The organism is Tatumella sp. JGM118 (assembly GCF_018257515.1).
GTDB lineage: Bacteria > Pseudomonadota > Gammaproteobacteria > Enterobacterales > Enterobacteriaceae > Tatumella > Tatumella terrea.
This window is the reverse complement of sequence record NZ_JAERJR010000020.1, coordinates 1-21,934: the sequence shown is the minus strand read 5'-3', so window position 1 is coordinate 21,934 and position 21,934 is coordinate 1. Positions and strand designations below refer to the sequence as shown.

Sequence of the window (21,934 nt, the reverse complement as noted above, 5' to 3'; positions counted from 1 at the left end):
CGGTCAGTACTATTCGGTGAGATTGGTATGGAACTCCCGTTCCGTATAACCGGTATATAACTGACGTGGACGTGCGATCTTCATTCCCTCTTCATGCATTTCGATCCAGTGTGCGATCCAGCCGACGGTACGGGCCATTGCAAAGATCACCGTAAACATAGACGTCGGGATCCCCATCGCTTTCAGGATCAAGCCGGAATAGAAATCAACATTAGGATAGAGTTTACGCTCGATAAAATACGGGTCATTCAGCGCAATGTGCTCCAGTTCCATGGCAACTTCCAGCAGGTTATCTTTCATATCCAGCTCTTTAAGCACGGCATGGCAGGTTTCGCGCATGACGGTGGCCCGTGGGTCATAGTTCTTATAGACGCGGTGACCGAAGCCCATCAGACGGAAAGAGTCATTTTTATCTTTCGCACGGCGAATAAACTCAGGGATATGCTCAACCGTCTCAATCTCTTCCAGCATACGTAACGTCGCTTCGTTGGCACCTCCGTGCGCAGGTCCCCAGAGAGAGGCAATCCCGGCGGCGATACAGGCAAACGGATTCGCGCCTGAAGAGCCTGCCGTCCTGACCGTCGACGTCGATGCATTCTGTTCATGGTCGGCGTGTAATATCAGGATACGATCCATCGCTTTCTCAAGCACCGGATTCACGACATATTCTTCACAGGGGGTGGCAAACATCATGTGTAAAAAATTGCCGGCGTATGACAGATCATTGCGCGGATAGACAAACGGCTGTCCGATGGAATATTTGTAACACATGGCAGCCACGGTCGGCATTTTAGACAGCAAACGGAAGGCGGCAATTTCCCGATGGCGTTCATTATTCACGTCCAGCGAGTCATGATAAAACGCGGCCAGTGCTCCGGTAACGCCACACATGACGGCCATCGGATGCGAATCACGGCGAAAACCATGGAATAACCGGGTGATCTGTTCATGGATCATCGTATGCCGGGTGACCGAGATGCGGAATTTTTCATACTCCTCGCGGGTCGGGGTCTCGCCGTATAACAAAATATAACAGACTTCCAGATAGTTCGAATGTGTTGCTAACTGTGAGATAGGGTAACCCCGATGCAACAGGATACCTTCCTCGCCGTCGATATAGGTTATCCTGGACTCACAGGATGCGGTGGAGGTATATCCCGGGTCGAAGGTATATAGCCCGCTGTTCCCTAATGCACGAACATCTATCACATGCTGACCTAGTGTGCCACGCAGGACATTGAGCTCTAATGGCTCGGCCCCATCCAGGGTAAGCGTCACTTTCTTGTCTGTCATCTCGGTCTCCTTTAGCGCCCGGCAGAGACTCTCCGGACGCCAAAATATGCGTAATACTGGCTTTACAAAATAAATACAAGTTACACGCTTTGTGAAGTTATTCCGGGTTAAATGCTTCCGTAATAGCAGGAAATATCTGGAGTTATTCGCCTCAGAATGACATAAAAAGTATCGTTATAGTCATCGTTTTAGCGTTTTTTCCTAAACAGTTATATAACTTACAGATAACTGAAAGTCTATCCCCGCCACTCAGGAGGTATCATACTCATTAATCAGCGCATGTTGTGACAAAAATGTTCTTTTTATGTAAAAACTGGTTCGGCTTAAGGAGAATCTGTCTGTAGCGTGATACTGATCACTGTTCCGGGCAAAGTTATCCAAACAATTTGTAGGGTAATTGTAATCAGATTGTGATAACCCTATACTTTGAAAAGGTCTTCGGAATCTCCTGTTATCGGGAGGCACCCAGCGTTTTTTCGCGTCATTTAACACTGGATGTTACTTGTACTGGTCTCGTAAAAGTCAGTCGTGATGCAGATTTTTACGTTTCCTGCAAGACCGGAGGAAGCTAAAATAATAAAGAGCTGTGTGGGCAAATCGTGAAAAAACAAAGACCTGTCAATCTGGATCTCTCGACGATCCGCTTTCCCGTGACTGCAATAGCATCCATTCTCCACCGTGTCTCCGGCGTGATCACTTTTGTTGCTGTGGGCATTCTGCTGTGGTTACTTGGACTTTCTCTCTCTTCCCCGGAAGGTTTTCAGCAAGCCTCCGCAATCCTGGGCAGTGTTATCGTCAGGTTTATCCTGTGGGCGATAATGACCGTCCTGGCTTACCACATCGTCGGTGGCCTTCGTCACTTACTGATGGACTTTGGCGTGCTGGATGAAACCCTGGAGGCCGGTAAACGGTCTGCACAAATCAGCTTCGTAATTACAGTGATTCTGGCGGTTCTGGCGGGGGTCTTAATATGGTAACCAGCGTATCTGCACTTGGCCGTAATGGTATTCATGACTGGCTACTGTTACGTGGCGCCGCGATTGTTATTGCACTGTACGTGCTGTTCATTCTCGGATTTTTCGTTTTTTCCGGCCCGCTGACCTTTGATGTCTGGCGTGGGTTTTTCGCTCTGACATTTACCCGTGTGTTCACCTTGCTGGCACTGTTGTCGATTCTTATTCATGGCTGGATCGGTATGTGGCAGGTCCTGACCGATTATGTGAAAAACATTGCGTTACGGCTGGTGCTTCAGGGCGTGATAGTGCTGGCGCTACTGACGTATGCAATTTATGGAACGATTATTGTGTGGGGTGTGTAAATGAGCTTGCCGGTCAGAGAGTTTGATGCAGTCGTTATCGGTGCAGGCGGCGCAGGAATGCGTGCCGCGCTACAGATTTCTCAGTCAGGGCAGAGCTGTGCCCTGTTATCAAAAGTCTTTCCTACCCGTTCCCATACCGTGTCTGCACAGGGCGGTATCACCGTTGCGCTGGGCAATACCCACGAAGACAACTGGGAATGGCATATGTATGACACCGTGAAGGGTTCTGATTATATCGGTGATCAGGATGCTATCGAATATATGTGCAAAACCGGCCCGGAAGCCATTCTGGAGCTGGAGCATATGGGACTGCCTTTTTCACGTCTCGATGATGGCCGGGTGTATCAGCGGCCGTTTGGCGGACAGTCTAAAAACTTCGGGGGTGAGCAGGCCGCGCGTACAGCGGCGGCGGCTGACCGTACCGGACATGCGTTATTACATACGCTTTATCAGCAAAACCTGAAGAACCATACCACCATCTTCTCTGAATGGTATGCCCTGGATCTGGTGAAAAATGCGCAGGGGGCCATTGTGGGTTGTACGGCCTTATGTATCGAAACCGGCGAAGTGGTCTATTTCAAAGCGAAGGCAACCATTCTGGCAACCGGCGGTGCCGGACGTATCTATCAGTCCACGACGAATGCCCATATTAACACCGGTGACGGTGTCGGGATGGCATTACGGGCCGGGGTTCCGGTTCAGGATATGGAGATGTGGCAGTTCCATCCGACAGGGATTGCCGGAGCCGGCGTGCTGGTCACCGAAGGGTGCCGGGGTGAGGGCGGGTATCTGCTGAATAAGCATGGTGAGCGTTTTATGGAGCGCTACGCCCCGAATGCCAAAGATCTGGCCGGACGGGATGTGGTCGCCCGCTCAATGATGATCGAAATTCGCGAGGGACGAGGTTGTGATGGCCCATGGGGACCTCACCTGAAGCTGAAACTGGACCACCTGGGGAAAGAGGTGCTGGAATCACGGCTACCGGGGATCCTTGAGTTGTCTCGGACATTTGCCCATGCCGACCCTGTGAAGGAACCGATTCCGGTGATCCCGACCTGCCATTATATGATGGGAGGCATCCCGACCCGTGTGACCGGTCAGGCGCTGACCATTGATGCAGACGGTAATGATAAAGTGATCCCCGGGTTGTTTGCGGTCGGGGAAATCGCCTGCGTTTCGGTTCATGGGGCTAACCGTCTGGGCGGAAACTCGTTGCTGGACCTGGTGGTGTTCGGACGCGCCGCCGGTCTTCACTTGTCAGAATCGATTGCCGAACAGGGCCCGCTGACAGAGGCGACAGACGAGGAAATCACTGCGGCACTGGCCCGCTATCAGCGCTGGGATAACAACACCACCGGTGAAGATCCTGCCCAAATCCGTAAAGCCTTACAGCAATGCATGCAGCACAATTTCTCGGTGTTCCGCGAAGGCGAAGCGATGGCTAAAGGGCTTGAAGAATTAAAAGCTATCCGCGAACGGCTGAAATCCGCCCGTCTCGATGATCGTTCACCGGATTTTAATACCCAGCGGGTAGAGTGTCTGGAACTGGATAACCTGATGGAAACCGCCTACGCCACGGCCATGGCTGCGAACTATCGCACCGAAAGCCGCGGAGCGCACAGCCGTTTTGACTTCCCGGAGCGCGATGACGAGAACTGGCTTTGCCACAGCCTCTATTTACCGGATAACGAAAGCATGACGCGGCGTACAGTGAATATGCAACCTAAGTTACGTGCGGCGTTTCCGCCAAAAGTACGTACCTATTAACCGGCGGAGAGAGACAAATGAAACTTGAGTTTTCTGTTTACCGGTACAACCCGGAAGTCGATGATGCTCCACGGATGCAGGACTACACTCTGGAGGCGGAAGAAGGGCGGGATATGATGCTGCTGGATGCGTTGATCCTGCTGAAAGAGCAGGACCCGACCCTGGTCTTTCGTCGCTCCTGCCGTGAGGGGGTCTGTGGCTCAGACGGCCTGAATATGAACGGTAAAAACGGTCTGGCCTGTATTACCCCGGTGTCGGCACTCCGGGGTAAGGGGAAAATTGTGGTCCGCCCTTTACCGGGGCTGCCGGTGATCCGTGACCTGGTGGTCGATATGGGGCAGTTTTATGCTCAATATGAAAAAATTAAACCTTATCTGCAGAGCAATGACAACAATCCGCCCGCCCGCGAAAACCTGCAATCTCCGGAAGAACGGGCACATCTGGACGGGCTGTATGAATGTATTTTATGTGCCTGTTGTTCGACGTCGTGTCCGTCTTTCTGGTGGAATCCGGACAAGTTTATCGGTCCGGCCGGTTTGCTGGCAGCGTATCGTTTCCTGATCGACAGCCGGGATACCGAAACCGATGCCCGGCTGGACAATCTGGATGATGCTTTCAGCGTCTTCCGCTGCCACAGCATCATGAACTGTGTCAGCGTCTGTCCGAAAGGGTTGAACCCGACTAAAGCCATTGGTCATATTAAGTCGATGTTATTGCAACGCAACGCCTGATCCCTTGTACCGGGGGATACCTTCCCCGGCAGGGAGTCACACGGGTAAGCGGGGATCTGTCATCACCTGGACGGTTTTCCCTTACCGGGATATCTCTGACCTGTCATGAAAATGACATTTGCGGGCTTACTTTGCCGGTAAGCCCCCCTTTCAGGTGAGAGAATCTTGCATGCTGTACCGTGTTTAATGATATAAAACAAGGTGATGATTGCGGGCATGACACGGGGTCAATGTCTGAACAGGCCGGGCCGTAGGGAATGTCACTGCATCAACAGAAGATAGGGAAATCTGAGGGAATGGCATTCATTGACCTATGCACTGTCCCGGAATATCCGTGTAAACGGCAACAATAACAACCAAAAGCATGAAAATGCTTAAGGGATCACCATGCAGAACAACGCAATGAAGCCCTGGCTGGACTCCTCCTGGCTGGCAGGAGCTAACCAGTCTTACATAGAACAATTGTATGAGGACTTCCTCATCGATCCTGCCTCCGTCGAGCCGGTCTGGCGGGAAATGTTCGAACAATTCCCGGCAAATGATCTCCGTCAGGAGCAGTTCCATTCCACGACCCGTGAATATTTTCGTCGCCTGGCAAAAGATTCGACCCGCTATACGTCATCGGTCACTGACCCGGCCGTGAATTCCCGTCAGGTCAAAGTACTGCAACTGATTAATGCCTTCCGCTTTCGTGGTCATCAGCAGGCCAGACTCGACCCTCTGGGGCTCTGGAAACAGGAGCCGGTACCGGATCTTGATCCTGCCTTTCATGATCTGACGGCCGATGATTTTCAGGAAAGTTTTAATGTCGGCTCTTTTGCCATCGGCAAAGAGACCATGAAACTGGCCGACCTGTATGAAGCACTGAAGCAAACGTATTGCGGTTCGATCGGTGCGGAATATATGCACATCAACAACACCGAAGAAAAACGCTGGATCCAGCAGCGACTGGAATCGGTGGTCGGGCGTGCCAGTTTCTCCGTTCAGGAAAAGAAAGAATTCCTTAAAGAACTGACGGCGGCTGAAGGGATCGAGAAATATCTGGGGGCCAAATTCCCTGGTGCTAAGCGCTTTTCTCTGGAAGGCGGGGATGCACTGATCCCGATGCTGCGCGAGATTATCCGTCACTCCGGAAAAAACGGTACCCGTGAAGTCGTACTGGGTATGGCCCACCGCGGACGGCTTAATGTTCTGATTAATGTGCTGGGTAAGAAAACCCAGGACCTGTTCGATGAGTTTGCCGGTAAGCACAAAGAATCACTGGGGACCGGGGATGTAAAATATCACATGGGCTTTTCCTCGGATGTGGAAACCGCGGGCGGTCTGGTGCATCTGGCCCTGGCGTTTAACCCGTCTCACCTGGAAATTGTCAGCCCGGTGGTCATGGGGTCGGTCAGAGCAAGGCTGGACAGGCTGAATGAACGTTCTCACGATCAGGTGTTACCGGTCACCATTCATGGTGATGCGGCGATCACCGGCCAGGGGGTCGTCCAGGAAACCCTGAATATGTCCCAGGCCAGGGGCTATGAAGTAGGGGGGACCGTCCGGATTGTTATCAATAACCAGGTCGGTTTCACCACCTCGAATCCGCTGGATGCCCGTTCAACACCCTACTGTACCGACATCGGCAAAATGGTGCTGGCCCCGATCTTCCATGTGAATGCCGACGATCCTGAAGCCGTTGCTTTTGTGACCCGGCTGGCCCTGGATTACCGGAATACTTTCAAACGTGATGTATTTATCGATCTGGTCTGTTATCGCCGTCATGGCCACAATGAAGCCGATGAGCCAAGTGCGACTCAGCCGGTGATGTATAAACAGATCAAAAAACACCCGACCCCGCGTAAAATCTATGCCGATCGCCTGCAGGAAGAAGAGGTGATCAGCAGTGCGGATGCCACCGAGATGGTCAATCTGTACCGGGATGCGCTGGATGCCGGGGAATGTGTGGTCGACGAATGGCGGCCAATGTCCCTTAACTCCTATACCTGGTCACCGTACCTGAATCATGAGTGGGACGAGAGCTATCCGGCACAGGTCGGGATGAAACGTCTGCAGGAGCTGGCGCGGCGTATCAGTCAGGTCCCTGAGGGGATCGAGGCGCAATCGCGGGTACAAAAAATTTACCGTGACCGCCAGGAAATGGCCGAAGGCAGTAAATTATTCGACTGGGGCGGCGCGGAAAATCTGGCGTACGCGACGCTGGTGGATGAAGGCGTGCCTATCCGTCTTTCCGGGGAAGATACCGGGCGAGGGACCTTTTTCCACCGTCATGCAGTGATCCATAATCAGACCAACGGTTCAACCTACACTCCGTTACAGCATATCCATAACGGACAGGGAGAGTTCAGGGTCTGGGACTCTGTACTGTCAGAAGAAGCGGTACTGGCCTTTGAATACGGTTATGCCACTGCCGAACCCAGGACACTGACCATCTGGGAAGCTCAGTTCGGTGATTTCGCGAACGGCGCTCAGGTCGTGATTGACCAGTTCATCAGTTCCGGTGAACAGAAATGGGGCCGTATGTGTGGCCTGGTCATGTTATTACCGCATGGCTATGAAGGTCAGGGACCGGAGCACTCCTCTGCCCGTCTGGAACGTTATCTGCAGCTTTGCGCAGAACAGAATATGCAGGTGTGTGTTCCTTCCACCCCGGCCCAGGTCTATCACATGCTTCGCCGTCAGGCTCTGCGGGGGATGCGCCGGCCACTGATTGTTATGTCACCGAAGTCACTGTTACGTCACCCGCTGGCGGTTTCTACCCTTGATGAACTGGCATCCGGTCAGTTTATGCCAGCGATAGGCGAAATCGATCCGTTGCCGGCAGAGACTATCCGCCGCGTGGTGATGTGTTCCGGTAAAGTGTATTACGATCTGCTGGAACAGCGCCGTAAAAATGGTCAGCAGGATGTGGCTATCCTCCGGATCGAGCAGCTCTATCCGTTCCCGCACCAGGTGGTTCAGGAACTCCTGCAGCCGTATTCACATGTCACTGATTTTGTCTGGTGTCAGGAAGAACCACTGAATCAGGGGGCCTGGTATTCCAGTCAGCATAATTTCCGTGAAGTTGTACCGCAGGGATCGTCACTGCACTACGCCGGCAGACCGGCATCCGCCTCACCGGCTGTGGGGTACATGTCGGTTCACCAGCAGCAGCAGCAGCAGCTGGTAAATGATGCGCTGAACGTTGATTGATTATAAGGAAAGAAAATGAGTAGCTTAGATATTCTCGTTCCCGATTTGCCTGAATCTGTTGCCGATGCCACCGTGGCGACCTGGCACAAGAAACCCGGTGACAGTGTCCTGCGTGATGAGGTGCTGGTTGAGATTGAAACCGACAAAGTCATCCTTGAAGTGCCTGCAGTTGCCGATGGTGTGCTGGACGCGGTACTGGAAGATGAAGGTGCGACCGTCATTTCCCGACAGTTGCTGGGGCGCCTGAAAGAGAGCGATAGCAGCGGCAAAGCATCGGATATTAAAACAGAGGCGAAAGAGTCAACGCCGGCACAACGTCAGAATGCGTCGCTGGAAGAAGAGTCCAATGATGCGCTGAGCCCGGCTATCCGTCGGTTGATCGCTGAACATTCGCTGGATCCGGCGAAAATCACTGGCAGTGGAGTCGGGGGGCGTCTGACCCGGGAAGACGTCGAAAAACATCTGGCGGCACAACCGAAAGCCGCCGCGTCTCCGGCTGCGGAGTCAGCCGCGGCACCGGCCATAAGCAACCGCAGTGAAAAACGTGTACCGATGACGCGTTTACGTAAGCGTGTGGCTGAACGTCTGCTGGAAGCTAAAAACAGCACCGCCATGCTGACGACATTTAATGAAGTCAACATGAAGCCGATCATGGATCTCCGGAAGCAATATGGCGAAGCGTTTGAGAAGCGCCATGGCGTTCGCCTCGGGTTTATGTCTTTCTACCTGAAAGCCGTTGTGGAAGCGCTAAAACGTTACCCTGAAGTGAATGCCTCTATTGATGGTGATGATGTGGTTTACCACAATTACTTCGATATCAGCATTGCGGTCTCAACACCTCGCGGACTGGTGACACCGGTCCTGAAAGACGTTGACGCCCTGAGCATGGCAGACATTGAGAAGAAAATTAAAGAGCTGGCCGTGAAGGGACGTGATGGCAAGCTGACCGTTGAGGAACTGACCGGCGGGAACTTTACTATCACTAACGGCGGCGTGTTCGGTTCGCTGATGTCGACACCGATCATTAACCCGCCGCAGAGCGCTATTCTCGGTATGCATGCGATTAAAGATCGTCCGATGGCGGTCGGGGGTCAGGTCGTGATCCTGCCAATGATGTATCTGGCGCTTTCCTATGATCACCGTTTAATCGATGGCCGTGAATCCGTCGGATATCTGGTGGCTATCAAAGAGATGCTTGAAGATCCGGCCCGTTTATTACTGGATGTCTGATTTTTCACCAGGCGTACGCAGGTACGCCTGACTTTTATTCTTTTCTGAACTGAATGGATAGCACATCATGAATCTACATGAATATCAGGCTAAACAACTGTTTGCCCGGTACGGCCTGCCTGCACCTGTCGGTTATGCCTGTACCACCCCGCGTGAAGCTGAAGAAGCGGCGTCGAAGATCGGTGCAGGTCCCTGGGTCGTGAAATGCCAGGTCCATGCCGGTGGCCGCGGTAAAGCGGGTGGCGTCAAGGTGGTGAAGAGTAAAGAAGAGATCCGTGCCTTTGCAGAGAACTGGTTAGGTAAGTCGCTGGTGACGTATCAGACCGATGAAAACGGTCAGCCGGTTAATCAGATTCTGGTTGAAGCCGCCACAGATATTGCTAACGAGCTCTACCTGGGGGCCGTGGTCGATCGCAGCAGTCGCCGCGTCGTATTTATGGCATCCACCGAAGGTGGCGTGGAAATCGAAAAAGTGGCGGAAGAAAGCCCGCACCTGATTCACAAAATGGCGCTCGATCCGCTGACCGGGCCACAGCCGTATCAGGGGCGTGAACTGGCCTTTAAGCTCGGACTGAAAGGAAAACAGGTCAGTCAGTTTGCCAAAATTTTTATGGGGCTGGCCACGCTGTTCCTGGAACGCGACCTGGCGTTAGTCGAAATTAACCCGCTGGTAATTACCACGACCGATGACCTGATTTGTCTGGATGGCAAACTGAGCATCGACAGTAATGCGCTGTTCCGCCAACCTGAATTACGCGAGATGCATGACCCAAGTCAGGAAGATGCCAGAGAAGCCCGTGCTGCGCAGTGGGAACTCAATTATGTTGCACTGGACGGTAACATTGGCTGTATGGTCAATGGCGCAGGCCTGGCGATGGGGACCATGGATATCGTTAAACATCATGGTGGCCAGCCGGCGAACTTCCTGGATGTTGGCGGCGGTGCGACCAAAGAGCGTGTGACCGAAGCGTTTAAAATCATTCTCTCTGACGATGCCGTAAAAGCGGTGTTTGTGAATATTTTCGGGGGCATTGTCCGTTGCGACCTGATTGCTGACGGTATTATCGGCGCAGTGGCTGAAGTGGGTGTCAATGTGCCGGTGGTGGTGCGTCTGGAAGGTAATAACGCAGAATCTGGCGCCAAAAAACTGGCTGAGAGTGGTTTGAATATTATCGCAGCAACCAGTCTGACTGACGCGGCACAACGCGTGGTTGCAGCGGCGGAGGGCAAATAATGTCAATTCTGATCGATAAAAATACCAAAGTCATCTGCCAGGGGTTCACCGGCGGGCAGGGCACCTTCCATTCTGAACAGGCCATCGATTACGGAACACAAATGGTCGGCGGCGTGACGCCGGGCAAGGGCGGGACAACGCACCTCGGGTTGCCGGTTTTTAATACTGTGCGTGAAGCTGTAGAGCAAACCGGTGCCACCGCGTCGGTAATTTATGTGCCGGCGCCGTTCTGTAAAGACAGTATCCTTGAGGCCATTGAGGCCGGTATCAAACTGATTATCACCATTACGGAAGGGATCCCGACGCTGGATATGCTGACCGTGAAGGTGAAACTGGATGAAGCCGGTGTCCGGATGATCGGGCCTAACTGCCCGGGCGTCATCACCCCCGGGGAATGTAAAATCGGGATTATGCCGGGCCACATTCATAAGCCAGGTCGTGTCGGCATCGTTTCCCGTTCCGGCACCCTGACCTATGAGGCCGTAAAACAGACCACCGATATCGGTTATGGTCAGTCCACCTGCGTCGGTATCGGGGGCGACCCGATCCCGGGGTCCAGCTTTATTGATATTCTGGGCCTGTTTGAAAAAGACCCGCAGACCGAAGCGATTGTGATGATTGGTGAAATAGGTGGCAGTGCCGAGGAAGAGGCCGCGGCTTATATCAAAGATCATGTCACCAAACCGGTCGTCAGTTATATTGCCGGGGTCACTGCGCCGAAAGGAAAACGGATGGGGCATGCGGGTGCCATTATCGCCGGCGGTAAAGGCACTGCGGATGAAAAATTTGCGGCGCTGGAAGCGGCGGGGGTCAGGACAGTGCACAGTCTGGCCGATATTGGTGATGCCGTGAAATCTGTTTTACCTGCACGATAATAAGGTGCGTATTCCATCTTCCAGCCACCGGTCAGCCGGTGGTTTTTTTTAGGGGAATTAACTCAGTCGTATGCAGTCAGTCGCTTAGCTAATCTGAAATATAAGCATGCTATTGTTTATTATTTATATACGTGCTGTAAATTTTTTGTTTTCTGATCCCCCGGGGCAGACTACACTTACGACAGAACGATAAATATGACTTATTCGTTTCCGGCCATGGCCGACGCGCCAGGCCCCATGTCTGCAATAACGGTCTGTGGCACCCCGGCGACCGGAACAGTCAGATAATCCCTGCCTTGCAGGTTTTTACATATCAAACATCTTCCCGGAAAATAACGACTCAGATCAATAAATGATGACTTATATCTATTTTATCCGCTGGATATAGTTAAGCGTTTAAGATTAAATTGCTCTGTGTCAATTTGGGGTTTTTCTTATTTTTTCTCTTTTTAACCGGAAGTTGAGAATCATCATTTGTTCACAATTCATTAACCATAATGAGATGTGAATAAATGGTTAAAGTCTGAGTTTTATCGGGGAATAGCAAAATACTATTCTGATTAGCGGATCAACTTTTTGCTAAAAGAAAGAAAATATAATTCACCGTGACAATTAACGACTTAGTCACTGAAGTCCTGAAATGATAACCGGACCTGTGAAGAGAGTTTTTTATTATAAGAGCAAGGAGTCAGGATGTTTGATATCGTCGAACTGTCTCGTCTACAGTTTGCCTTGACTGCAATGTACCACTTTCTGTTTGTGCCACTGACGCTCGGTATGGCGTTTTTGCTGGCCGTGATGGAAACGGTTTATGTATTGTCAGGTAAACAAATTTATAAAGATATGACCAAATTCTGGGGAAAACTCTTCGGAATTAACTTTGCCCTCGGTGTGGCCACCGGCCTGACGATGGAGTTCCAGTTCGGGACTAACTGGTCATACTATTCCCACTATGTCGGAGACATTTTCGGGGCTCCGCTGGCTATCGAAGGACTGATGGCATTCTTCCTGGAATCTACCTTTGTCGGTTTATTCTTCTTTGGCTGGGATCGTCTGGGAAAAGTTCAGCACCTGTCGGTGACCTGGCTGGTCGCCCTGGGGTCAAATATGTCCGCCTTATGGATCCTGGTGGCCAATGGCTGGATGCAAAACCCTGTCGCGTCCGTCTTTAACTATGAAACCATGCGTATGGAGATGGTCAGCTTCTCTCAGCTGGTCCTGAATCCGGTGGCGCAGGTGAAATTTGTGCATACCGTGGCGGCAGGTTATACCACCGGGGCGATGTTTATTCTGGGGATCAGCGCGTTTTACATGCTTAAAGGGCGTGATATGGCTTTTGCCAAACGCTCTTTTACCATCGCCGCCAGTTTCGGGATGGCCGCGGTACTGTCCGTGATCCTTCTGGGTGATGAGTCAGGGTATGAGATCGGTGATGTACAGAAAACCAAACTGGCCGCCATCGAGGCAGAATGGGATACTCAGCCGGCTCCGGCCTCATTCACCCTGTTCGGCATCCCCGATCAGGACCAGGAAACCAACCATTATGCTATCCGCATCCCTTATCTGCTTGGATTAATCGCCACCCGCTCCACGGACACGCCGGTGATTGGTCTGAAAGATTTGCTGGCTCAGCACGAGATTCGTATTCGTAACGGGATGAAAGCCTATGCCTTACTGAATGAACTGCGTGACGGCAGTAAAGATCCTGCGGTTATCGCAGCCTTTGATAAGTCGAAGAAAGACCTCGGCTATGGCTTGCTGCTGAAACGCTATACACCTAACGTCACAGATGCAACAGAAGCCCAGATTGAAAAAGCCACCCGGGATTCTATCCCACGTGTTGCGCCACTGTATTTTGCTTTCCGCATCATGGTGCTGTGTGGTGTTCTGTTACTGGCGGTGATTGCGCTTTCCTTCTTCAGCGTGCTGCGTAACCGTGTCGGGAAAAGCCGCTGGCTGATGAAAGCCGCACTGTATGGCATCCCGCTGCCGTGGATTGCTGTGGAAGCCGGCTGGTTTGTGGCGGAATACGGGCGTCAGCCGTGGGCTATCGGTGAAGTGTTACCGACCGCTGTGGCTAACTCATCGCTGACGGCAGGTGACCTGCTGTTCTCAATGGGGCTGATTTGCGGTCTGTATACCTTGTTCCTGATTGCTGAAATGTATCTGATGTTTAAGTTTGCTCGCCTGGGGCCAAGCAGTCTGAAAACCGGTCGTTATCATCATGAACAACTGGCCGCACCGTCGCAGCTGACACATTAATTCAGGGGGCACATATGTTTGATTATGAAGTTCTGCGCTTTGTCTGGTGGCTGCTTATCGGTGTCTTACTGATAGGTTTTGCGGTCACCGACGGGTTTGATATGGGTGTCGGTATGCTGTGCCGTATTATCGGCCGCACGGATACCGAACGCCGCATTATGATAAACAGTATTGCGCCGCACTGGGACGGCAACCAGGTCTGGCTGATCACCGCGGGCGGGGCGCTGTTCGCTGCCTGGCCAACGGTCTATGCAGCCGCTTTCTCCGGTTTCTATATTGCTATGATTCTGGTGCTGGCCTCTCTGTACTTCCGTCCTATCGGCTTTGATTATCGCTCGAAACTGGGTGACAGTCGCTGGCGGGGAATGTGGGACTGGGGGATCTTTATCGGCAGCTTTGTCCCGCCATTAGTTATTGGTGTCGCTTTCGGTAATTTACTGCAGGGTGTGCCTTTCCATATGGATGAGTACCTTCGCCTGTTCTATACCGGTAACTTCTTTATGCTGCTGAATCCTTTTGCCTTACTGGCCGGGATTGTCAGCCTGACGATGATCCTTGCCCAGGGTGCCGCCTATTTACAGATGCGTACAACAGGTGAACTTCACCTGCGTACCCGCCGGGTGACGCAGATTGCGACACTGGTCATGATGGTCTGCTTTATCCTGGCCGGTATCTGGGTCGCCTACGGTATTGAAGGTTATGTACTGAAAAGCGTCATTGACCATCACGCAGCTTCTGACCCGATCGGTAAAGATGTTGTCCGTGAGACGGGTGTCTGGATGGTGAATTTCAGAGAGTCTCCGGTGTTATGGGTATTCCCTGTCCTGGGCGTTGTATTACCGTTACTGACCGTGCTGTTCTCAGGTAAGAACAAGGGTGCGCTGGCATTTATCAGCTCATCACTGACCATCGCTTGCGTCATTATGACGGCCGGTATTGCGATGTTCCCGTTCATTATGCCTTCGGTGACCAACCCGGGCATGAGCCTGACGATGTGGGATGCCACCTCGAGCCTGCGTACGCTGACGACGATGACATTTGCCGCGATAATCTTCGTACCTATCATTCTGGCCTACACCGCCTGGTGCTATTACAAAATGTATGGTCGTATCACGAAAGAAGATATCGAACGTAACTCTCATTCATTATATTAATCAGGAAGGTCAATTATGTGGTATTTTGCCTGGATCCTCGGCACGCTTCTGGCCTGTTCTTTCGGTGTCATGGCTGCACTGGCCTTTGAGAATGCCAATAAAGATAACGAGAGTGATCCGTCCTGATGGCCGGTATTATTCACCGGATCTATCAGCTGACCGATATGGGCCCCTTGCGGGCCCTTTCGCTGATCCTCGCGTTGCTGGTGGCCGGATGTGTGATGTGGGACCCGACCCGTTTTTCTGTCGTTCCTCCTCCCTATATCCTGTGGTGGGGACTGGCGCTTATCTGGTCTGTCTGTACCGGCGTCATTCATGGGAGCGGTTTACGCCTGCAAAAAACCTGCTGGCAGGGAATTTTTAGCCCTCTGCTGGCGTGGCTTATTTTGTTCCCTGCGATTATCTGCTATTTTTGTGCGACTCGCTGAGTCAGCTGAAACAGTCATCTTAGGTCCGTCGACCCGGAACTCCCCTGAAAGTCTCCCTTTCAGGGGAGTTTTTTGTGGTCAGCCGGAATCCGGGCGGTCTGCTACGTATTCTGAGTGCGTTAAAAGGTAAAAAAAGTTAAGTGTTTGTCAGGTTGTACACTGAAACCGGTGCAGGTTGTGTCAGAAGGCATAATTATTTTCTCCGCTCAGTGTTGTCCCATTCCAAAGGCGATTTCTCTTGCGTATAGTAGGCTGGTTTAAAATTAATGCCGGGATGCAGAGTGAGTCACTTTCAGTTTCAATGGCCGGTCAGGGTCTACTACGAAGACACCGATGCCGGGGGCGTTGTTTATCACGCCAGCTATATTGCTTTCTATGAACGGGCACGTACCGAAGCATTGCGCCAGTGTGGTTTTACGCAGCAGACGCTGTTAGAACAGCAGGTGGCATTCGTGGTACGGCGTATGACGGTGGACTATATTGCTGCCGCAAAACTTGATGACTTGCTGCACGTTGAGAGCGAAGTCAGCGAGACAGGGCGGGTTACAATGACATTCCGTCAACGTATCGTGAATAGTGAAGGCAAAATTATTAACGAAGCTGAAGTGCTGATTGCCTGTATCAACATACATCGTATGAAGCCAATTGCGCTTCCTAAGTCTATTGTCGCGGAGTTCAAGCAGTGACTGACATGAACATCCTTGATTTGTTCCTGAAGGCGAGCCTTCTGGTCAAATTCATTATGTTGATTTTGATTGTGTTTTCTATCGCCTCCTGGGCCATCATTATTCAACGTACACGCATCCTGAATGCTGCCGGCCGTGAGGCCGAAGCCTTTGAAGATAAGTTCTGGTCTGGTGTGGATCTTTCACGTCTTTATCAGGAAAGTCAGGGGCGCCGCGATGAGCTTAGCGGCTCTGAGCAGATTTTTTATGCAGGCTTTAAAGAATTTGCCAGATTACACCGTGTGAATAACCATGCGCCAGAGGCTGTCGTGGAAGGTGCCAGCCGGGCCATGCGTATCTCGATGAACCGTGAACTGGAAAGTCTGGAAAACCATATTCCTTTCCTGGGAACCGTAGGCTCCATCAGTCCCTATATCGGTCTGTTTGGTACGGTCTGGGGAATTATGCATGCTTTTATCGCCCTGGGCGCCGTTAAGCAGGCAACACTTCAGATGGTTGCTCCCGGAATAGCAGAGGCATTGATTGCTACCGCTATCGGCCTGTTTGCGGCAATCCCGGCAGTGATGGCGTATAACCGTCTGAATCAGCGGGTGAATAAGCTGGAGCAGGGCTACGATAACTTTACCGAAGAGTTTACCGCTATCCTGCATCGCCAGGCATTCACCAGCGATAGTTCTAAGTAAGCAGAGGTTGACTCATGGCCAGAACGCGTGGTCGCGCTCGTCGCGAACTGAAGTCTGAGATAAACATTGTCCCGCTGCTGGATGTACTGTTGGTGCTGCTGCTGATTTTTATGGCCACGGCACCGATTATTACCCAGAGTGTCAATGTCGACCTGCCGGATGCAACAGATTCAAAAACAGTGTCAACGGATGATAATCCGCCGGTCATTGTTGAAGTCTCCGGCGTGGGGCAATACAGCATTGTTGAAGATCATCAGCGACTGGAGCAATTACCTCCGGAACAGATCATCAGTGAAGCACAACGTCGTCTTCAGGAGAATCCTAAGTCGGTGTTTTTAATCGGGGGAGCGAAAGACGTGCCTTATGATGAAATTATCAAAGCACTGAATTTACTCCATCAGGCGGGTGTTAAGTCAGTTGGCCTGATGACGCAGCCGATTTAAGTTTAATCCGTTTTTGGGAACCGAGAGTGTCGAAGGCAACCGAGCAAAACGATAAATTAAAGCGCGCGATTATCATTTCGGTGATTCTGCATATCATATTGATTGCAATACTGATTATAAGCTCGCTGAATGAAAATATCGAAACCAGTGGTGGCGGTGGCGGCAGCGATATCGATGCAGTCATGGTGGACCCGGGGGCGGTGGTTGAACAGTACAACCGCGAGAATGAGCAGCAGAGCGCCAGTCAGCCCTCACAACAGCAACAGCCAAATGCCACACCTTCACAGGACGACGCGAAGGAAGAACAGCAACAGGATGCTGATGCAGATGCGAAAGCCGAACAGGCGAAAGCTGTAGCTGCTGAGGCGCAAGCAAAAGCCGCGCAACAGGCAAAAGCAGCCGCAGAAGCCGCACAAGCGAAAGCCGAGGCTGCAGCACAAGCCCGGGCTGACCAGCAGGCGAAAGCTGCGGCCGCCGAAGCGAAGGCTCAGGCAGATCAGCAGGCGAAAGCTGCGGCCGCCGAAGCGAAGGCTCAGGCAGACCAGCAGGCGAAAGCCGCGGCCGCCGAAGCGAAGGCTCAGGCAGAGCAACAGGCGAAAGCCGCTGCCGCCGAAGCGAAAGCTCAGGCAGAGCAACAGGCGAAAGCCGCTGCTGCCGAAGCGAAGGCTCAGGCAGAGCAACAGGCGAAAGCGGCGGCTAAAGCCAAAGCTGAGCAACAGGCTAAAGCAGACGCTGCAGCCGCAGCTGCGAAAGCAAAAGCGGAACAGCAGGCGAAAGCTCAGGCGGCTGCCGAAGCTAAACAAAAGGCGGAGCAGCAAGCGAAAGCTCAGGCGGCTGCCGAAGCTAAAGAAAAGGCGGAACAGCAGGCGAAAGCTCAGGCGGCTGCCGAAGCTAAAGAAAAGGCGGAACAGCAGGCGAAAGCTCAGGCGGCTGCTGAAGCTAAAGAAAAAGCGGAACAGCAGGCGAAAGCCAAAGCAGCAGCGGAAGCCAAAGCCAAAGCAGCCGCGGAAGCTAAAGCCAAAGCGGCTGCGGAAGCTAAAGCCAAAGCCGCAGCAGATGCTAAAGCTGCCGCCAGAGCCAAAGCGGCTGCAGCAAAAAATTCCAGTGAAGTGGATGATTTACTGGGAGGTTTAGCGTCCGGTAAGAATGCACCTAAATCAGGCAAAAACGCAGGTGCGTCTGCCGCAGGGCAGGGTAACCAGCGTAAATCCGGCGCATCCGGAGCGGCTATCCAGAGCTATATCGGTCAGGTTCAGGGGGCTATCCAGAGTAAGTTTTACGACTCTGATAACTATGCCGGAAAAACCTGTGATGTGCACATTAAGCTGGCTCCTGACGGGTTATTGATCTCAGCAACGCCGGCGGGCGGAGATCCTGCACTGTGTCAGGCCGCGATTACCGCAGCAAGAATGGCGCATATTCCGAAACCGCCAAGTCAGGATGTTTGGCAGGCAGTGAAAGATGCGACACTGGAGTTTAAACCTTAACCGTGTCTCCGGCGTAAGTATCGTCTATGCTAGGTATAGCAGGCGGTACTTATGCCAGACAATTACCGGAATTTATACGAATTATCATGGGCGTGAGTTCAGATAAGGGAGAGAAGATGAAGCAGGCATTTCGTATAACGTTAGGTGTATTTTTACTATTATGGGCGGTGGTTTCGCAGGCCGAAGTCCGCATTGAAATCACCCAGGGGGTAAATACTGCACGTCCTATCGGTGTCGTGCCTTTCCAATGGACAGGCTCAGGCCCTGCGCCGGCAGATATTGGTGGTATTATTGCCGCAGATTTACGCAACAGTGGTAAATTTAACCCGTTGGATCGTTCACGTTTACCACAGCAGCCAACCACCGCTCAACAGGTTCAGCCTGCCGCGTGGTCTGCGTTAGGTATTGATGCTGTGGTTGTGGGGCAGATCCAGGCGAATGCCGATGGCAGCTATCAGATCTCTTATCAACTGGTCGATACCGCCGGTTCTCCGGGCACCGTCATGTCACAGAACAGTTATAAAGTGACTAAGCAGTGGTTACGCTATGCGGCGCACACAGCCAGCGATGAAGTGTTCCAGAAACTGACCGGCATTAAAGGGGCATTCCGCACACGCATCGCTTACGTGGTTGAGACCAACGGCGGACAGTTCCCGTATGAACTGCGCGTATCCGATTACGATGGTTACAACCAGTTTGTGGTCCATCGGTCACCGGAACCTCTGATGTCACCGGCCTGGTCTGCGGATGGTAATCAGCTGGCTTATGTGTCCTTTGAAACCGGACGTTCAGCACTGGTTGTACAGAACCTGTCGAACAGTTCTATCCGTACTATCGCTGATTTCCCGCGCCATAATGGGGCTCCGGCGTTTTCTCCGGACGGTAAAAAACTGGCATTTGCCTTGTCCAAGACCGGCAGTCTGAACCTGTATGTGATGGACCTGGCGTCCGGACAAATTCGTCAGCTGACCAATGCGCGCTATAACAGCACCGAACCGACCTGGTTCCCGGACAGTGAAACACTGGCCTATACGTCGGATCAGGCAGGACGTCCGCAAATTTATAAAATGAATATTAACGGTGGTACTCCGCAACGCATCACCTGGCAGGGTGGTCAGAACCAGGATGCGGATGTTTCATCGGATGGTAAATTTATGGTGATGGTCAGCACCGCAAGCGGTGCACAACATATCACTAAACAGGATCTGGAGACGGGAGCCGTTCAGCAATTAACGGACACGTATCTGGATGAGACGCCAAGTCTTGCACCTAACGGCACAATGGTTATCTATGGCTCGACTGAGGGCTATAACTCCGTATTGCAGTTGGTTTCAACTGACGGGCGTTTCAAAGCGCGTCTTCCGGCGACTGATGGACAGGTATCTTCGCCTGCCTGGTCTCCGTATATGTGATGCATGTGTAAATATGTATGGCAAACAATAATAGGGTGTTGAAATGCAACTGAATAAAATGCTGAAAGGCCTCATGCTGGCCCTGCCTGTACTGGCTGTTGCGGCTTGTAGCTCGCACAAAAATAACAATGACCAAAGTGGCTCAACTACCGGTGCTGATAGCGCTTACGGTAGCGGCCAGAACGGTGGCAATATGTCTTCTGATGAACAAGCGCGTATGCAAATGCAGCAGCTTCAGCAGAACAATATTGTCTACTTTGGCCTGGACAAATATGACATCCAGCCTGAGTATGCAGCAATGCTGGATCAGCACGCGAACTTCCTGCGTAGCAACCCGTCTTACAAAGTGACTATCGAAGGCTTTGCGGACGAACGTGGTACTCCGGAATACAACATCGCCCTGGGCGAACGTCGTGCTAACGCTGTTGAAATGTACCTGCAAGGCAAAGGCGTATCTGCTGACCAGATGTCTATCGTGTCTTACGGTAAAGAAAAACCTGCAGTACTGGGCCACGACGAAGCCGCATGGGCTAAAAACCGTCGCGCCGTACTGGTGTACTAAGAGAGTCATATGATTAGTAACTTCAGACGTCATGCACTGAGTCTGTCGTTACTGATTGGTGTAGCGGCCGTTCCGGCCGCTTTTGCACAGGCGTCAATCAGTAGCGTTGGCTCTGGCTCGGTAGAAGACCGGGTCACCACCCTCGAACGTATTTCCAATGCACAGTCACAACTTATGCAGCAGTTGCAGCAGCAGCTGAATGATACCCAAAGTGATATTGACTCTCTGCGTGGACAGATTCAGGAAAACAGTTATCAGCTCAACCAGGTGGTTGAACGGCAGAAACAGATCTATCAGCAGATAGATGCGCTGAGCAGCAACAACACCTCTCAGGCGACCCCCGCAAATACTGACAGTGCTGGCTCCACGGCGACGTCTGCACCCGCCAGTGCTCCGGCAGCGGCTGCCAGCCCGGCCGCACAGTCAGGAGATGAAAACTCCGACTACAATGCCGCCATTGACCTTATTCTGAAACAGAAGAAGTTTGATCAGGCAATCTCTGCATTGCAGACGTGGGTAAAAAAATATCCTGACTCAACTTACCAGCCGAATGCCAATTACTGGCTGGGGCAGTTGTATTACAACAAAGGTCAGCTGGACGATTCTGCGTACTATTTCGCGACCGTGGTTAAAAATTACCCTAAATCACCTAAAGCCCCGGAAGCCTTATTTAAGGTCGGTGTTGTGATGCAGGATAAAAAAGATACCGCGAAAGCGAAGGCTGTATTTGAACAGGTGACGAAACTTTACCCCGGCACAGTATCGGCCAGGGATGCAAAAAAACGACTGGCAGCCGTTCAGTAACTAGCGGATCCACCCGTAATCGTGCGATTTATGGGCGTAGCGGGTGAAAGCTAAGCAACCAGTCAGTTATTTTTCAAATAAGAGTTGCGCTACCCAGTTAAATCAGTAATATATGCCGCCGTTGCCGGGTGATAAGCGATATGCATTCGGTGGCGGTAAAAGAGGGTCGTTAGCTCAGTTGGTAGAGCAGTTGACTTTTAATCAATTGGTCGCAGGTTCGAATCCTGCACGACCCACCATCTTTCTGTTGTGAAGGGTGGGGGTGATAACCTCTTTTATTTGTTTTGTGGCTGACGGGTCGTTAGCTCAGTTGGTAGAGCAGTTGACTTTTAATCAATTGGTCGCAGGTTCGAATCCTGCACGACCCACC

20 protein-coding genes and 2 tRNA genes are annotated in these 21,934 nt (G+C 52.0%); 21 read left to right on the top strand and 1 reads right to left on the bottom strand.

The window, feature by feature from the left end; genetic code table 11:
* Positions 1–9 precede the first annotated feature (9 nt).
* A complete protein-coding gene (locus tag JK223_RS14390) occupies positions 10–1,293 on the bottom strand; it encodes a citrate synthase (RefSeq protein WP_212714854.1) in 1,284 nt (427 codons plus the stop codon).
* A 584-nt stretch (positions 1,294–1,877) separates the two neighbouring features.
* On the opposite strand from JK223_RS14390, the gene sdhC reads away from it, so the two are divergent.
* The 21 genes from sdhC (at position 1,878) to JK223_RS14285 (ending at position 21,932) form a co-directional block, all read left to right on the top strand.
* Positions 1,878–2,270, top strand: coding sequence for a succinate dehydrogenase cytochrome b556 subunit (gene sdhC / locus JK223_RS14385; protein WP_212714879.1), 393 nt, complete (start codon positions 1,878–1,880; stop codon positions 2,268–2,270).
* Positions 2,264–2,611 (top strand): succinate dehydrogenase membrane anchor subunit, encoded by a 348-nt coding sequence (sdhD, locus tag JK223_RS14380; RefSeq protein ID WP_212714853.1) that lies wholly within the window; start codon positions 2,264–2,266, stop codon positions 2,609–2,611. Before sdhC ends, sdhD begins: the two co-directional genes overlap by 7 nt.
* Entirely contained in the window at positions 2,612–4,378 is a 1,767-nt protein-coding gene (gene sdhA / locus JK223_RS14375) for a succinate dehydrogenase flavoprotein subunit (protein WP_212714852.1), read from the top strand. It begins immediately after the preceding gene.
* A 17-nt stretch (positions 4,379–4,395) separates the two neighbouring features.
* Positions 4,396–5,109 carry a succinate dehydrogenase iron-sulfur subunit gene (locus tag JK223_RS14370; protein WP_212714851.1) on the top strand — a complete coding sequence of 238 codons (714 nt, stop codon included), beginning with the start codon at positions 4,396–4,398 and terminating at the stop codon, positions 5,107–5,109.
* A 387-nt stretch (positions 5,110–5,496) separates the two neighbouring features.
* Positions 5,497–8,304 carry a 2-oxoglutarate dehydrogenase E1 component gene (sucA, locus tag JK223_RS14365; RefSeq protein WP_212714850.1) on the top strand — a complete coding sequence of 936 codons (2,808 nt, stop codon included), beginning with the start codon at positions 5,497–5,499 and terminating at the stop codon, positions 8,302–8,304.
* 15 nt (positions 8,305–8,319) lie between these two features.
* Positions 8,320–9,534 (top strand): 2-oxoglutarate dehydrogenase complex dihydrolipoyllysine-residue succinyltransferase, encoded by a 1,215-nt coding sequence (odhB, locus tag JK223_RS14360; protein ID WP_212714849.1) that lies wholly within the window; start codon positions 8,320–8,322, stop codon positions 9,532–9,534.
* Between the two features lie 67 nt (positions 9,535–9,601).
* A complete protein-coding gene (gene sucC, locus JK223_RS14355) occupies positions 9,602–10,768 on the top strand; it encodes an ADP-forming succinate--CoA ligase subunit beta (protein WP_212714848.1) in 1,167 nt (388 codons plus the stop codon).
* Positions 10,768–11,643 carry a succinate--CoA ligase subunit alpha gene (gene sucD, locus JK223_RS14350; RefSeq protein WP_212714847.1) on the top strand — a complete coding sequence of 292 codons (876 nt, stop codon included), beginning with the start codon at positions 10,768–10,770 and terminating at the stop codon, positions 11,641–11,643. The genes sucC and sucD overlap by 1 nt, the downstream gene beginning before the upstream one ends.
* Before the next feature lie 693 nt (positions 11,644–12,336).
* Entirely contained in the window at positions 12,337–13,905 is a 1,569-nt protein-coding gene (gene cydA, locus JK223_RS14345) for a cytochrome ubiquinol oxidase subunit I (protein WP_212714846.1), read from the top strand.
* 14 nt (positions 13,906–13,919) lie between these two features.
* Positions 13,920–15,059: a cytochrome d ubiquinol oxidase subunit II gene (gene cydB / locus JK223_RS14340; RefSeq protein ID WP_212714845.1), complete on the top strand. Its 1,140-nt coding sequence runs from the start codon at positions 13,920–13,922 to the stop codon at positions 15,057–15,059.
* Between the two features lie 15 nt (positions 15,060–15,074).
* Positions 15,075–15,185 (top strand): cytochrome bd-I oxidase subunit CydX, encoded by a 111-nt coding sequence (gene cydX, locus JK223_RS14335; protein WP_212714844.1) that lies wholly within the window; start codon positions 15,075–15,077, stop codon positions 15,183–15,185.
* Positions 15,185–15,487, top strand: a complete 303-nt coding sequence (gene ybgE / locus JK223_RS14330; protein ID WP_212714843.1) for a cyd operon protein YbgE — start codon at positions 15,185–15,187, stop codon at positions 15,485–15,487. The genes cydX and ybgE overlap by 1 nt, the downstream gene beginning before the upstream one ends.
* Positions 15,488–15,753: 266 nt before the next feature.
* A complete protein-coding gene (gene ybgC, locus JK223_RS14325; RefSeq protein ID WP_212714842.1) occupies positions 15,754–16,173 on the top strand; it encodes a tol-pal system-associated acyl-CoA thioesterase in 420 nt (139 codons plus the stop codon).
* Positions 16,170–16,856: a Tol-Pal system protein TolQ gene (gene tolQ, locus JK223_RS14320; RefSeq protein WP_212714841.1), complete on the top strand. Its 687-nt coding sequence runs from the start codon at positions 16,170–16,172 to the stop codon at positions 16,854–16,856. The genes ybgC and tolQ overlap by 4 nt, the downstream gene beginning before the upstream one ends.
* Before the next feature lie 14 nt (positions 16,857–16,870).
* On the top strand, positions 16,871–17,299 hold the full coding sequence (gene tolR, locus JK223_RS14315; protein WP_212714840.1) for a colicin uptake protein TolR: 429 nt from the start codon (positions 16,871–16,873) through the stop codon (positions 17,297–17,299).
* A 26-nt stretch (positions 17,300–17,325) separates the two neighbouring features.
* Positions 17,326–18,786 carry a cell envelope integrity protein TolA gene (tolA, locus tag JK223_RS14310; RefSeq protein WP_212714839.1) on the top strand — a complete coding sequence of 487 codons (1,461 nt, stop codon included), beginning with the start codon at positions 17,326–17,328 and terminating at the stop codon, positions 18,784–18,786.
* Positions 18,787–18,902: 116 nt separating this feature from the next.
* Positions 18,903–20,198 carry a Tol-Pal system beta propeller repeat protein TolB gene (gene tolB / locus JK223_RS14305; RefSeq protein WP_212714878.1) on the top strand — a complete coding sequence of 432 codons (1,296 nt, stop codon included), beginning with the start codon at positions 18,903–18,905 and terminating at the stop codon, positions 20,196–20,198.
* Between the two features lie 43 nt (positions 20,199–20,241).
* Positions 20,242–20,760, top strand: coding sequence for a peptidoglycan-associated lipoprotein Pal (gene pal / locus JK223_RS14300; protein WP_212714838.1), 519 nt, complete (start codon positions 20,242–20,244; stop codon positions 20,758–20,760).
* A 9-nt stretch (positions 20,761–20,769) separates the two neighbouring features.
* Positions 20,770–21,564, top strand: coding sequence for a cell division protein CpoB (gene cpoB, locus JK223_RS14295; protein ID WP_212714837.1), 795 nt, complete (start codon positions 20,770–20,772; stop codon positions 21,562–21,564).
* A gap of 163 nt (positions 21,565–21,727) precedes the next feature.
* Positions 21,728–21,803: transfer RNA gene (locus JK223_RS14290), tRNA-Lys, on the top strand.
* 56 nt (positions 21,804–21,859) lie between these two features.
* A tRNA-Lys gene (locus JK223_RS14285) sits at positions 21,860–21,932 on the top strand.
* Positions 21,933–21,934 lie beyond the last annotated feature (2 nt).

What these genes read in the sequence shown, in the direction of transcription:
- JK223_RS14390 (WP_212714854.1), bottom strand. Translation starts at nt 1,293, where the DNA reads ATGACAGACAAGAAAGTGACGCTTACCCTGGATGGGGCCGAGCCATTA.
- sdhD (WP_212714853.1), top strand. Translation starts at nt 2,264, where the DNA reads ATGGTAACCAGCGTATCTGCACTTGGCCGTAATGGTATTCATGACTGG.
- sdhA (WP_212714852.1), top strand. Translation starts at nt 2,612, where the DNA reads ATGAGCTTGCCGGTCAGAGAGTTTGATGCAGTCGTTATCGGTGCAGGC.
- JK223_RS14370 (WP_212714851.1), top strand. Translation starts at nt 4,396, where the DNA reads ATGAAACTTGAGTTTTCTGTTTACCGGTACAACCCGGAAGTCGATGAT.
- sucA (WP_212714850.1), top strand. Translation starts at nt 5,497, where the DNA reads ATGCAGAACAACGCAATGAAGCCCTGGCTGGACTCCTCCTGGCTGGCA.
- odhB (WP_212714849.1), top strand. Translation starts at nt 8,320, where the DNA reads ATGAGTAGCTTAGATATTCTCGTTCCCGATTTGCCTGAATCTGTTGCC.
- sucC (WP_212714848.1), top strand. Translation starts at nt 9,602, where the DNA reads ATGAATCTACATGAATATCAGGCTAAACAACTGTTTGCCCGGTACGGC.
- sucD (WP_212714847.1), top strand. Translation starts at nt 10,768, where the DNA reads ATGTCAATTCTGATCGATAAAAATACCAAAGTCATCTGCCAGGGGTTC.
- cydA (WP_212714846.1), top strand. Translation starts at nt 12,337, where the DNA reads ATGTTTGATATCGTCGAACTGTCTCGTCTACAGTTTGCCTTGACTGCA.
- cydB (WP_212714845.1), top strand. Translation starts at nt 13,920, where the DNA reads ATGTTTGATTATGAAGTTCTGCGCTTTGTCTGGTGGCTGCTTATCGGT.
- cydX (WP_212714844.1), top strand. Translation starts at nt 15,075, where the DNA reads ATGTGGTATTTTGCCTGGATCCTCGGCACGCTTCTGGCCTGTTCTTTC.
- ybgE (WP_212714843.1), top strand. Translation starts at nt 15,185, where the DNA reads ATGGCCGGTATTATTCACCGGATCTATCAGCTGACCGATATGGGCCCC.
- ybgC (WP_212714842.1), top strand. Translation starts at nt 15,754, where the DNA reads ATGCCGGGATGCAGAGTGAGTCACTTTCAGTTTCAATGGCCGGTCAGG.
- tolR (WP_212714840.1), top strand. Translation starts at nt 16,871, where the DNA reads ATGGCCAGAACGCGTGGTCGCGCTCGTCGCGAACTGAAGTCTGAGATA.
- tolB (WP_212714878.1), top strand. Translation starts at nt 18,903, where the DNA reads ATGAAGCAGGCATTTCGTATAACGTTAGGTGTATTTTTACTATTATGG.
- pal (WP_212714838.1), top strand. Translation starts at nt 20,242, where the DNA reads ATGCAACTGAATAAAATGCTGAAAGGCCTCATGCTGGCCCTGCCTGTA.
- cpoB (WP_212714837.1), top strand. Translation starts at nt 20,770, where the DNA reads ATGATTAGTAACTTCAGACGTCATGCACTGAGTCTGTCGTTACTGATT.